Raw genomic sequence first — 12111 nt, forward strand, 5'->3', positions numbered from 1 at the left:
AGCGCGAAAAGAAACACTTTCATTCTCATCTCCTGTCTTCTATCGCATAGACCACCGTCCGCGAGTTGGACGTCTGGTAGCTGCACGTCGCGAAGGCCCAGACTTTGGCATCAGACAGGTCCGCCTCCTCGAGCACGAGATCGCTGCGCGATATCCGATCGTTAAGGCAGGTGACCTGCTCCTCATCGTTTGCGAATGTCACCTGGACTTGCTCGTCGTCCGCGTTCACCACGTCAACGGCAACGACGCGCAGCTCGTGGACCTGGTCGTCGGCGCGGGTGCTCACCCAGATGTCCCTGTGCCCTTCCGCATAGTCCCGGTCGGAAAACCGCGCGAAATCGGCGAACACGCTGCCGTCGTCCATATGGTGCCCGTAGACGATCGAGAAGGGGGAATCGGGCGAGCACTCCCAATCCAGGTAGGGGGTGCCGTAGGCGCCCTGCCCCAGCGCGTCGTCGTACAGGTAGCGGTTGGGGGCGTCTGCCGTCGCCTGGGCAATCGGCTCGTCGATGGAGGTCCCCGGCACCTCGACCCAGGCGACCACCGCCTCCGGGATCGAGGTCCAGTCGGCCGCGCCGCCTCCTTCCGCGTCGGCGCCTTCGGGAGCGTCCTCGAGGAGGGCGGGCGCCGGCTCGGGGAGGGCGCCCCCGCCTTCCGGCTGCATCGTCTGCCGCAGCGCGAAGGCGAGCAGGCCCGCTGCGAGGAGCGCCAGGGCGATGCGGAAGACCACGCCCAGAGGGCGGGCCTTGCGCCCGCCCTCCTTGCCGGCATGCGCCTGACGGGGCTTAGGCATCTTCGCCCTGATCGTCGGCGGCGTCCTTGCGGCGCTTCAGAAGGCCGCTCGCGGCGCCGGCGAGGCCGTACGCCGCCAGGGCGAGCCCGCCCGCGCCGGCTGCCGCGGCGGTCGCGGCGGCGCCGGTCTTGGGATAGCCCTTGCCGGACGCCTCCTCGCCGGGCGCCTCCTCTTCGGGTTGGACGATCGCGACCGTCTGCGCCTCGTCGTCGATGTCGGTGTGCGTCGCGACCTCGATGCCGTCCTTCACGAGCGACTCGAACGCGACGGCGCTTTTGCCAGCGAGCCCCGTGGCGTCGAACTCGAACGCGACTTCGACCTCCCCGTCGGGGGACTCGGGCGTGAACGTGGCGGACGTGGAGACACCGTTGCCCTGCGCGTCTTTCAAAGGCTCTCCCGTGGCCTTGTCCATGAGCACGCCCGCCACGACGTACTCCTTGCCGGGGATGAGGTTCTCGTACGTCACCGTGTCGACGATGACCGCGGACTCGCCCGCGACGAGGTTCTTGTCCCCGTCGGCCCCGTCGACCGCGTTGGTGCGGATCATCGGGAAGTAGATCGACTGGTTCGCGTCCGCCATGTCGTCATGCGCTGCGATGACGTTCCCCTCGGAGTCGGAGAGCGTCTCCGTGAACACGGTCGTCCTGCCGGAGAGCGAGCTCGCGTCTATCTCGAAGGCGACCTCGACGGTCCCATCGGCCTCCTCGGGCGAGAACGCGACCTCCTGGACGTAGGCGTTTCCGTCCCCGTCCATGAGCATCTCGCCCGTCTCGGCGTCCGCGATATGGCCCGTCATCGTGTAGGCTTCGCCAGGAGTGAGGCCCGTGTACTCGACCGTGTCGACGAGCTCGAGCCCCTCGTCCGCGACGCCCGTCGCGTCCCCGGTCTCGGGGTTCACGGCCGTCGTGGCGATGTCGACGACGGCAACCGTCTGGCTCTCGTCTTCGATGTCGGCGTGGGCCATGTACTCCTCGCCCCCGCACGTCATGGTCTCGAAGGCGACGAGCTTGGCGCCCGCGAGGTCGACCCCGCTGAAGGCGAAGGTCATCTCGACGGTTCCCGTGAAGTCCTCCGCCGTGAAGGTGGTCCGGGCCGTGATCTCGTTGCCCGCATCATCGAGCGCAGGCTCGCCGGTTGCGGCGTCCATCAGGATCCCTTCGAGCGTGCACTCGGTTCCGGGAATGCAGCCGGTGTACTCGACCGTGTCGATTATCGTCAGGTTCTCGCGCGCCTGGCCCTCGTGGGCCCCGCTTTCGGCATCGGTTGCCGTGGTGCCCATGGTCTTGTGCATGTTGGCTATCTCGAGCTCGAAGACCGCGCTCATGGTGCCGTCCTCCCGCTCGAACATTCCCTGGTCGTTCACGAGGAGGTCGTGGACGGCGGCGTTGCCCTCGTCGTCCACGTCGCTCACGACGTAGCCCTCGGGGGCCGAGGTCTCCTGCAGATGGTAGGAGCCGTGCTCGAGGTACGGGACGCTGATGGCGCCGTCCTCGCCCGTGACGAGCTCCTCGTCGTAGGTTCCCTCGTCGTTCCAGAGCCTGAAGACGGCGCCTGCCACGGGCTTGTCCGCATCGAGGGCGTCGACCTTCATGACCTTGAGCTCGGTGGGGGCGTCCTCGGCTTCGAGCACCTCGTCGAACACGGCGACATCCTGCCCTTGGTATTCGAGCGTCACGGTCTTCTCGTCGACGTCGAGCGCGTAGCCGTCCTTGGCCTTCGCCTCGTAGACGGTGTAGGTGCCGAGGTAGAGCTCGCCGCTCGTGGCGCGGCCCTCCCCGTCGGTCTCGAGCGTGGCCACGATGTCGCCGGCATGGGCGCGGACCGTGCCGTCGCCCGTGACGATGTCGGATGCCGCCTCCACGACGTAGACGGAGTCGGAAACCGGCTCGCCGGTGGCGGAGTCGTGCTTGACGACGCTGATGGTGCCCTTCTGGGGCATGTCGGCGAACTCGACCTCGATGGGGTCGTCCCAGTCGTTGTAGACCGCCCCGACCGTGATGGTCTTGCCTTCGAGCGCCTTGACGTAGCCCTCTGGCGCCTGCACCTCGACGAGCGTGTAGTCGCCCTGTTCGAGCAGCATCGGCAGCGTCACCTCGCCGCGCTCGTTGGTGGTCCAGGTGTCCATGACGTGGGTGTCGGGGTAGTGGCTCTCGTAGGTGACGAGCTCGCCGTCGGAGTCGAGCAGCTGGAACGAGCAGGGAAGCGGGATCTGGCGTCCCGTCTCTGCGTCCGTCTTGACGACCTTGAGCGGCGTCTGCGGGATGTGGTTGTTCACGAGCGCCGGCGGGTCGTACTGGCCCTCGGCGGAGATGGTCGTCTTCCAGTCGGGGACCGGGATGATGTCGTGGCCGTACTCCGCCTTGAAGTCCTCCGCCACGGAGTCTGGGATGACCTCGTGCACCGTGTAGGTGCCGTATGCCAGGGCCCCCGACCAGCCTTGCGGGATGTCCCATCCGTTGACGGCGAGGCCGCCTCGGGTCGACGCGAGGCCGTTCTCGTCGGTGGTGATGGTGCAGACCACCTCGCCGGGCTCGGCCTTCTCGCCGGTCTCGGGCGAGACGACGGCGTTCTCGGATGCGTTGATCAGCTGGAACCGCACGCCGGGCAGCAGCACGCGCTCGGCCTCCTGCACGATGCCGGACTCGTCCTCGACCTCGATGGGGATCTCCTTGACCAGGCGGAAGTCCCCGCGCTCGACCGTGTCGGGCGCCTTGGGCGCGTTGTAGGAGTAGACGGCCTCGCCCACGGCGCCTCCGTCGGTTATCTGGATGCAGAACGCCTCGGGCTCGCCGCCCCGCCCGTCGTCGAGGTTGTAGCCCGCAGGGGCCTTCGTCTCCTGGATGACGACCGTTCCGAGCGGGAGGGTCGGATCGCCGTTACCCATGCGGTAGAGCTCGGGGCCCGCGACCTTGTAGTCGTCGGCGTAGTCGGCGAACCCGTCGGCGTCGGTGGCGAACACCCAGGTGCGCGCGGGCGCCCCGGACGCCTCCGCCTCCTCGGCGCTGGCGTAGAGGCCCTCGTAGAACCGCACCGTGAACTCGGCGCCGGCAAGCGACGCCGAGCCCTGGGGGACGCTCTCCCCGGTCGTCGCGTCGACCTTCATGACGAGCATGCCGACCGGGTCGGACTTGGGGTAGTCGGCGACGCCCGCGGCGCCGTTGACGGCGCTCGCCATGTCGGGATGGACCTCGACCTCGTAGACCGCCTCGTCGAGGGCGTAGCCCTTGGCGGGGACGGTCTCCTTCACCCAGTAGGTGCCGGGGACGAGCTCGCCGAGCCTGCCCGACCCGCTGTCGTCGGTCTCGATCGAGCCGACCCTCGAGGCGAGCCCGCTGTCCGAGTAGACCCCGTAGACCGCGCCGGCGAGGCTGTAGCAGGGGTTCGACCCGCTGACCTCGGGCAGCGCCGAGCCCTTCTGGAGCACTATCTCGCCGAAGGGGGTGTACTCGAAGGACAGGATCAGCTGCGTGCCGGCTCCCGTGCTCAGCTGGAAGGCCTCGAAGTTCCGGGGCACCTCGCCCGTCCGCGCCGCGATCTGGCGGCCGGTCGCGTCCGGGTTGGTCACCTCCCCCGAGTCCCCGAATCCGAGCACGTTGTACTGCACCCAGTCCTTGAACTGCTCGGTGCAGCCGTACATGGCGTAGTTGCCGTCGGAGGTGTAGGTGTCGGACAGGAGGATGTGGGTGAGCGCGGCGTAGTGGTTGTCGCTCATCGTCGACCCGTCGTACCACCTATCCGGCCACATGGAGGCGTCGAAGCCGGGGGCTCCGTAGCCGAACCACAGGTCCGCCACGGCCTCGGCGGTGCGTCCGGAGGGCGCGCTGAGCGCGGATTTGGGGTAGGTTCCGGACGGCGGCGTCGAGGCGGAGGGGTTGCCGCAGTAGGCGATCTCGCCGTCCGCCCACATCCAGTTGGTCGAGTAGCCGCCGTAGTAGATGCTCGACCCGACGGTCAGCTTCGCGGTCTGCGCCGCATGGGCCTCCTCGGCGAACGCCGGCGACAGCGTGGCGAGAAGTCCGGAAAATGCGAGCAGGACGGCGAGGATCGCCCTGAGCGGCGCGGATCGGGTTGCCGCGCCGATGAGGCTTGATTTGCTCATGACGCACCTCCTATCGTGCTGGTTTCTCAAAAGGGGCTTTGCCCTCGGAGAGGGCGGAAGCGCCCTCGCGGGCATGCTCGGCGCGCGAGCTGAGCGATTGCTCCCTGGATTCGCGCAGCGCGAGGTACTCCCTGCGGGCCTCGTCGAGGGCGGTCTTGAACTGCGCCGGCATGACCTTGACCGTGTCCTTCGCCGCACGCCCCGTCCGCTCGTCTATGACGGGATTGCCCTCGGCGTCGAGGATGGAGCGCTGCAGCCAGACCTCCCTGTTCGTCAGAAGCGGTATGTCGACGAAGTTCTCGCCTCGGTACTTCGAGGGGTTCACGAACATGGGCGAGAACTGGTAGTAGCTCACGTCGTGCCCTTCGATCACCGTCCCCTTCGGCAGCGTCACGGAGTTGAAGGTCCTCTTCTCGCCGCTCTTGGGGTCGGTGTACTCGATATCGGCCTTGACGAAGTTCCTGTGCAGGGTGATGTAGGTGTTCTTCTTCTCTTCGGCCATCGTCTCTTCTCCTTTCCTTGGTATCGGGATGGCGCCGGCCCTTCTCTTTGTTGACCGGGCCCGGGCCGGCGGCAAGGCCCGCAGGGTCTCATCCCGAGGGACGAGGTGTGCCTGCGCGCTTCCATGGTCAGAACCCGCTCACGATGTCGCGGGCCCACGTGCCGCTCTTCACGAGCGAGAGGATGAGCAGGACGCACATGGCCAGGTACTGGAGCGCGTAGGTGAGGCCGTTCGCGATGCTGTCCATCGGCGTCCCCGTGCCGGGGTTGACGGCGACGAGCCCGCCCAGGATGAGGGGGAACGAGACGAGCAGGATGAGGATGATCAGCCCCGCGATGCAGACCGCGGCGAAGTTCTTGATGTAGCCGACGCCGATCTGGCGCGTGTCGTCGAGTGCCATGAGGGACAGCGGTATCGGGCTGAAGGCCGCCATGATGTAGAGCTGCAGGGCCCGCGCCCAGCAGACCACAAGACTCACGATGTAGGCCACCAGCACGACGAGCCAGCTGACGAGCGAGACGAGGAGCATCGCGATGAGCGAGGGCAGGTCGTCGTCCCCCGTGACGATGGAGACCTCGCCTAGGTCGAGCGCGCCCCCCGTGCCGAACAGCGCGATCGTCCTGTCTATCGCCAGCCCCACCACCTCGTAGATCGCCTGCATGAGCTCGAAGCTGTTCTGGATCAGAAAGAGGAACACGGCGAAGAACACGAGCAGGAACACCACCTCCTTCACGCCCGGCAGCGACTGGCTGCCGTCCATGCGCTGGGAGATCTGGATGAGCTTGATGGTGAACACGAGCGAGAGCACCCCGCAGCCGATGGGCAGGATCGCGACCTGCCACACGGCGTGCACGATGTCGTACATGGAGGTCCCGCCCGCCGTCGTGAGCATGCTGCCGAAGTCGGCTCCCAGGATCCCCTCGTAGCCGATCGACTCCAGGACGTTCGCCTGCTGGGAGAAAATCCAGTTGCAGCAGTCGCGCAGCACGCCGCAGAGCCACCCGTTGATGTCGTCGGCGATGCTCGCCCAGGCGGGCCGCGCCGGCAGGAAGATCGCCGCGCAGACGATGAAGGAGAGCAGGGACGCCCTCGCGAAGCGCTCCCTGCCGCCCTGCTTTGCCTCGATGCGCGCGATCATCGGAACGTCAGCTCCCCGGACCCGTCGTCGACCACGGTGACGGGGGTGTTCGCCGCGTCGTCGAGGGTGAAGTTCGTGAGCTTGGTGCCCGCGTTGAAGTCGAGCCAGACCTCGCCGTCCCAGGTCGCCTTGGTCGCATGGGGGGATGCCCCCTTCGCGAACTCGCCGAGGACCGCCTCGAACTCGTCGCGGGTGTGCCCGAACGCGTCGAACAGCGCCTCGTCCGGGTTCCCGATCGACACGTGCGCTTCCTCGGCGACATCGCGCACGAAGGCGCCGCCCAGCTCGTCGCATACGATCCTCTGGGAACCGTCTGGGCCGCTGGTGACGAAGAGCACCGCGAGCTGCTGCGGGCCGTTTACGGTTTGGGAGACGGAGAGCGTCGCGGAGAGGCTCCCGTCCGCGGAGGACTCCTCGTCGAGCGCGTAGTAGAGGACCGCCGTGCCCTCCGGGGACGTCACGACGAGGTTCGTCGGGGTGATGGACAGCGAGGACCCGCCGTCCTCGCTCGTCCAGGACGATCCGGCTAGCGCGGAGAAGCCCTTGGGCGCGCCGCCGGCGGCTCCGGCATCCTCTTCCTCGTCGCCTCGCCCGGCCTCCTGCGGGCTCGCCTGCTCCTGCGAAACGGGATCGGGCCCCGCCTCGCCGCCGTCCTGCGCGAGCGTGCAGCGCGCTACGCTCGATCCGACGAGGATCGCCAGCGCCCCTGCCGCCAAGACGGCGATGATCTTCGTTTTCCTATCCATTCTTTCCTCCTCCTATCCGATGACCTTGATCGCCGCGGTGAAGTAGCCGACGCCCGACGCTTCCCTGCAGACCTCGCCCGAGTAGGGCTCGTGGATGTACTTGTCGTCCCCGATGAAGATGGCGACGTGCCCCGGGCGCCACAGGATGTCCCCGGGCTCCGCGAGCGAGACGGGGACCTTGGCGCCGAACGCGGCCTGGTCCTCGGAGTTTCGCGGGATGGAGATCCCCGCCTGGGCGTAGCAGTACTGGGTGAGCCCCGAGCAGTCGAGCCCGACGCCGGGCGTGGTCCCGCCCCAGACGTAGGGCACGCCGAGCTGGCTGCGCGCCGCCGCGACCACGGTCGACCTCGCCTGGTCCAGGCTCCGGAACTCCTCCAGGCTCATGCCGTCGAAGCGGCGCAGGCCGTAGGCGTCCATGGCCGACTTGAGGCTCTCGACGTAGGACGAGCTCGTCGCCCATCCCGCGTCCTTGAGGCCTTCGGCCATCTTGTCCGAGTCGCGTTTCTCGATCGCCTCGCGGATGAGCGGGTTGTTCGCGTAGTGGCCCGCCTGCAGGAAGACGCGGCTCCTGAAGCGGATGCAGTCCACATCCGAGGTGAACGAGGTGAAGTACGCCGTGATCGCCACCGCCTCGCCCCCGTACTCCTCGTTGGTCGCCCAGGCCGACTTGCCGGTCACCTCTGGGCAGGCGGCGAACGACGAGGACCATTTCATCCCGAAGAGGTTGTGGTCGCGCTCCGCGAGCCGGCTCATGTGGTCGCCCTGGCCCGATTCGCAGATGATCTGGGCTATCGTGCAGCCCGCCGGATGCCCGTAGTCCTCCTGGCACTCGATTGCCTCCTCCACCATCTCGTAGGTAATGTAGGGGGGAAGGCCCGCGAGGCTCTGCTTCGCCGCCTCGTTCTGCCAGAAGCCGAACAGCGCCGCGACGAGCTGGCTTGCGGCGAGCGCGACGAGGATGAACGCGAGCACTCCCGCGAAGACGCCTCCCAAGGGGGCGGCTGCGCTCGCGATGGCGCCGCCTATCGCCTTCGCCGATGTGCTCTTCGCTGCTGCCGCCGCCTTGGCGCCGCCTGCAGCCTCGGCCGTCTTCGCCTGGACGGCAGCCTGGGCGCGGACGGCCGAGGCGCTTGCGCCCTTGGCCGCGCCCTTCCCCTTGGCGGACCCCGCGGCGCGCGACGCCTTCTTGGAGGACGCGCCGGGGCGCTTGCCGGATCCCGCCTGCCGGACGGGACCGTTCGCCTTGCCCGCTCCGCGGGCCTTTGCCGAGAGGCGCTTGGCCAGGACGGCCTTGTCGCGGACGCCGGCGGCTCCCGAGAATTCCTCGGTGTCGTCGAGCTCGTCCACCGCCGCGTTCCCGATCGCCGCCTTCGCTCCGATCGGGGCGCGATGCCCGCCGAGGCGCCCGGGTTGCGCGGCGGTCTGATCCGAAACGGCCGATCCTTCGGCGGCTCCGCGGGATCGCGCGCGTCCCCTCGATGCGCCCCTCGGGACGCGTCCTGCTTTTGCGGCGGCGAGCGGGCTTGCCTCCCGTGCCGCCGTGGACCTTTCCGCGAGCGTCGAGAGCGCCTGGTCGTCGGCGGATTTGACCGTCCCCGAGTTGAGGACCGTCTCCTTCTCGGCCGCCACGAGCTCGCGCATCCCGGCATCCTGGTATGTCTGGCCCTGGCCGCTCATCGCTCAGGGCCCTCCTCGCCATCCGCATCCCGAGACCCGGAGCTCGCCCGCCTGTTCGCCTCGAAGACGGCCTTGCGCTTGAGCTCGGCGATCTCGTCGGGCTTGGTGTTGAACAGGTCGTAGAGCGCGCCCTTCGGGAAGTCGTCCATGATCGGCACGCGCGCGCCGCCCGCGACGAGCAGGCCCTCGCCGGCCTTGATGGAATCGTCTATGTAGCCCGCCTCGGTGTCGGAGAGGGTGAGCAGGTCCACCCAGCTCTTGCGGTCGAGCGCGGACTGCTTGTGCAGCAGGCAGAAATCCGAGTTCAGGACCATGTTGCGGGCGGACTCGTGCGTGAGCATGTAGGTCGAGTTCTGCGTGATTCCGGTGCAGATGAGGTTGAACTTGCGCCCCTCGGCCCAGAACTTGGAGAAGTACTCGATGATGGCGGGATGCCCGAAGAGGCTCTGCACCTCGTCGATGTAGAGCCAGGTGGTGACGCCCCGCTCGAAGTTCTCGTACATGCGGTTTCGCACCGCCTCGAGCGCGGTGAGCATGCCGAAGACGCGCATGTTGCTGGAGAGGTCGTGCAGATCGACGTTGGTGACGCGGTTCTTGAACGTCACGTTGCTCTGGCGGTTGAAGAAGGACAGGGCGCCTTTCACGAACCTCTCGTAGCGCAGCGCGATGTCGCGCGCCTCGCGCTCTGGCTGCTCGACGAGGATCCTGTAGAAGTCCCCAAGCACGGGGATGCGCTCGCCCGACTGGACGTAAGCGGCCTCCACGCAGCGCGTGATGATGGACTTGTCGGCCTCCGGCAGGCCCTCCGACCCCTCCGCCATCATGGCGGAGGAGAGGGCCAGGAACGCGTCGATCTTGAAGGCCATCTGGGCGGCGTCCGCCTTGCCTTCGACGTCCGTGAGGTCGAAGGGGTTCATGGACGTGTCCGAGTCGGGCGCGAGGCGGATGTTCTGGCCATTGCAGCTTCCGACGAGGGTGGAGTACTCGCCGGCGGGGTCGAAGATGACGACCTCGTCCTCCGGGAAGGCGAGCACCGTGTTCAGGATCTCGCGCTTGACGCTGAACGACTTGCCCGAGCCGGGCTTGCCGCAGACGAACCCCATGGGGCTCGCGAGCCGTTTGCGGTTGCAGATGACGAGGTTGCCCGACTGCTTGGACTGGCCGTAGTAGCCGCCGCCTTCCTGGTTGAGCTCCTGGGAGGCGAAGGGCATCTGCATCGCGATCTGGCCTGTGGTGAGGTGCCTGGAGACGTTCACGTGGTTGCGCCCCAAGGGGAGCATGGAGTTGAGCGCGTGCTTCTGGCGGTAGTCGAGCCCGACGATCCCGAGGGAGTTCCCCTGGGCCACGGAGACCACCTGCTCCACCTGGCGGTCGAGCTCCTCCAGGCTGTCGGCGTAGGTGTAGACGAGCCCGGTGTAGACGAAGAGGCGCTCGTTCTTGTTGCGCAGGAAGTCGAGCAGCTCCTCCGCCTCCTCCTTCGAGTAGCGCAGCTCGGGCGGGAGGATCGAGTAGTCGTAGCCCTTCTTCACCGCCGCCATCTGCTCGTCGATGATCTCCTTGTCCATCCAGTCGAGCTGGCGCTTCACCATCGCGAGCGCGTCGCTTTGCGCGATGGGCTGGATGTGCAGCGTCACGACGAGCGGGATGGGCAGGTCGATGATGTTCGCGAGGTAGTAGTCCTCGAGCATGCTCCCGAAGTCGCGTATGGCCAGCACGCTCCCGAACACCCCGTCGGACTCGAAGCAGTCCGCCCGTCCCTCGGGCGCGAAGTCCATGAGGTTCGGGGCGATGAGGTTCTTCGTGCGCAGGCCGCGGAACTGGGACAGTTTGTCCCAGCTGAACTCGAAGCGCTTCTTGGGGCGGACGATGGAGTCCATCGCGCGCAGGCGCTCCTCGCCGTCGATCGGGCGCGCGTCGCACCGGATGCGCGCGAGCGTCTGGCACACGTCCGCGCGGATGCGGGCGAGCTTCGGCGTCGCCGCATCCACGTCGTCGGCGCCGACCATGTAGGTGAGGTAGCGGTGGCGCTCGAGGTTGGACACGCCCTCGCGCAGCTTGTCGTTGAGGATCCGGTTGTACTCGTCCACGAGCCCGTCGTCGACGTCGGCGACGTGGCGGAAGAAGCGCTTGGACCCGATCACGTCGGCGGGGATGGGCGTGTTGGCGATCGAGAGCTGCACCGAGGCGTCCGCGTTGAAGTAGTTGTAGAGGCTCGAGAGGACGGAGAAGATGTTCTCCTGGGCGTCCCTTCGCGCCGATTGGTAGCTGATGTCGGAGAACTCGACCGTCTGGCTGAAGAGCCCTTCCTCCACCTGGGCGATGCCGTTTTTGTACATGGCGTCGTATCCGATGTAGTCGAGCTGGCGCTTCGCGGAGTTGCGGGCCTTGGACGTGCGCCTGGCCTTCTCCTCGCGGGCCTTCGCCTCGGCGCCCGTCGCCTTCCTGCCGCCGAGAAGGAGCCCCATGAGGCTCGACTTCCTGGCGGGCGCCTTTTTCCTAGAACTGTTCTGGGCCATGGACCTCGGCCCCCTTCCTCTTGGCCCTGCGGCGCGCCTTGCGGGAGGGCTTTCCTGCGACGGGGCCCGTGCATGCGCAGCCGGCGAGCGCGTCGCCGGTGTCGTAGAGCATCGTCTGGCTGTTCATGGAGTGCTCCCAGAGAAGGGGGAGGAACTCCTCCAGCTTCATCCCGAAGGGGCGCCAGAACCCGGCGAGCCAGAACGGCAGCGCCGCTGCCATGACGGGAAGCGTCGCGTTGCCGACCTCGATTCCGAGCCCGAAGTAGACGATCGCCGCCGCCGCGATGGCGGACGCGAAGCCGAGGGACACGCACGCGAGCGTGCGCAGGCTCATCTTGCCGACGATCTTCTCCTGGTACTCGCCGATGTCCTTCTGAATCGGTATCTGCAATGACATGCCGACCACCTACGCTGGGAGCCAGGATGTGTCGAGCATGCCGAAGTAGACGGCGGCCGCGATGATGATCGCGCCGCCCGCGATGGTCGAGATGGCGCTCGCGATCTGGGAGCCTCCCTGCTGCTCGCGGATGGCGAGGCCGAGCGAGACCGCGCCCCACACGACGAGGAACCCGCCGAGGAAGGTAACGCAGCCCGATACGAGCGTGATTATCTGGGTTAGCATCATGGTTTCCTTTCTTCT

General features: G+C 67.5%; 9 protein-coding genes. All 9 read right to left on the bottom strand.

Annotated features, from left to right (window positions below; genetic code table 11):
* Window positions 1–25: 25 nt before the first annotated feature.
* Window positions 26–793 (bottom strand): class B sortase, encoded by a 768-nt coding sequence (locus ABGT83_RS09355; protein WP_346687222.1) that lies wholly within the window; start codon window positions 791–793, stop codon window positions 26–28.
* Complete coding sequence (locus ABGT83_RS09360; protein ID WP_346687224.1) at window positions 786–4892, bottom strand: VaFE repeat-containing surface-anchored protein; 4107 nt, start codon at window positions 4890–4892, stop codon at window positions 786–788. The genes ABGT83_RS09355 and ABGT83_RS09360 overlap by 8 nt, the downstream gene beginning before the upstream one ends.
* A gap of 10 nt (window positions 4893–4902) precedes the next feature.
* The gene (locus ABGT83_RS09365) at window positions 4903–5394 is read right to left on the bottom strand and encodes a DNA gyrase (protein WP_346687226.1); all 492 of its coding nucleotides are present in this window, start codon (window positions 5392–5394) and stop codon (window positions 4903–4905) included.
* 127 nt (window positions 5395–5521) lie between these two features.
* Window positions 5522–6532, bottom strand: coding sequence for a conjugal transfer protein TrbL (locus ABGT83_RS09370; RefSeq protein ID WP_181813855.1), 1011 nt, complete (start codon window positions 6530–6532; stop codon window positions 5522–5524).
* Entirely contained in the window at window positions 6529–7278 is a 750-nt protein-coding gene (locus ABGT83_RS09375; RefSeq protein ID WP_346687227.1) for a hypothetical protein, read from the bottom strand. Before ABGT83_RS09375 ends, ABGT83_RS09370 begins: the two co-directional genes overlap by 4 nt.
* Before the next feature lie 12 nt (window positions 7279–7290).
* Complete coding sequence (locus ABGT83_RS09380) at window positions 7291–8955, bottom strand: NlpC/P60 family protein (protein ID WP_346687229.1); 1665 nt, start codon at window positions 8953–8955, stop codon at window positions 7291–7293.
* Entirely contained in the window at window positions 8952–11420 is a 2469-nt protein-coding gene (locus ABGT83_RS09385) for a VirB4-like conjugal transfer ATPase, CD1110 family (RefSeq protein WP_428994612.1), read from the bottom strand. The genes ABGT83_RS09380 and ABGT83_RS09385 overlap by 4 nt, the downstream gene beginning before the upstream one ends.
* Before the next feature lie 31 nt (window positions 11421–11451).
* Complete coding sequence (locus tag ABGT83_RS09390; RefSeq protein ID WP_103265155.1) at window positions 11452–11868, bottom strand: PrgI family protein; 417 nt, start codon at window positions 11866–11868, stop codon at window positions 11452–11454.
* Window positions 11869–11877: 9 nt separating this feature from the next.
* Window positions 11878–12093 carry a hypothetical protein gene (locus ABGT83_RS09395; RefSeq protein ID WP_103265156.1) on the bottom strand — a complete coding sequence of 72 codons (216 nt, stop codon included), beginning with the start codon at window positions 12091–12093 and terminating at the stop codon, window positions 11878–11880.
* Window positions 12094–12111 lie beyond the last annotated feature (18 nt).

The organism is Enteroscipio rubneri (assembly GCF_963929405.1).
GTDB classification, from domain to species: Bacteria; Actinomycetota; Coriobacteriia; order Coriobacteriales; family Eggerthellaceae; genus Enteroscipio; species Enteroscipio rubneri.

Excerpts from the sequence above, each read along its gene's own strand:
- ABGT83_RS09390 (WP_103265155.1), bottom strand. The coding sequence starts at position 11,868 with ATGTCATTGCAGATACCGATTCAGAAGGACATCGGCGAGTACCAGGAG.
- ABGT83_RS09365 (WP_346687226.1), bottom strand. The coding sequence starts at position 5,394 with ATGGCCGAAGAGAAGAAGAACACCTACATCACCCTGCACAGGAACTTC.
- ABGT83_RS09370 (WP_181813855.1), bottom strand. The coding sequence starts at position 6,532 with ATGATCGCGCGCATCGAGGCAAAGCAGGGCGGCAGGGAGCGCTTCGCG.
- ABGT83_RS09360 (WP_346687224.1), bottom strand. The coding sequence starts at position 4,892 with ATGAGCAAATCAAGCCTCATCGGCGCGGCAACCCGATCCGCGCCGCTC.
- ABGT83_RS09395 (WP_103265156.1), bottom strand. The coding sequence starts at position 12,093 with ATGCTAACCCAGATAATCACGCTCGTATCGGGCTGCGTTACCTTCCTC.
- ABGT83_RS09355 (WP_346687222.1), bottom strand. The coding sequence starts at position 793 with ATGCCTAAGCCCCGTCAGGCGCATGCCGGCAAGGAGGGCGGGCGCAAG.
- ABGT83_RS09385 (WP_428994612.1), bottom strand. The coding sequence starts at position 11,420 with ATGGGGCTCCTTCTCGGCGGCAGGAAGGCGACGGGCGCCGAGGCGAAG.
- ABGT83_RS09375 (WP_346687227.1), bottom strand. The coding sequence starts at position 7,278 with ATGGATAGGAAAACGAAGATCATCGCCGTCTTGGCGGCAGGGGCGCTG.
- ABGT83_RS09380 (WP_346687229.1), bottom strand. The coding sequence starts at position 8,955 with ATGAGCGGCCAGGGCCAGACATACCAGGATGCCGGGATGCGCGAGCTC.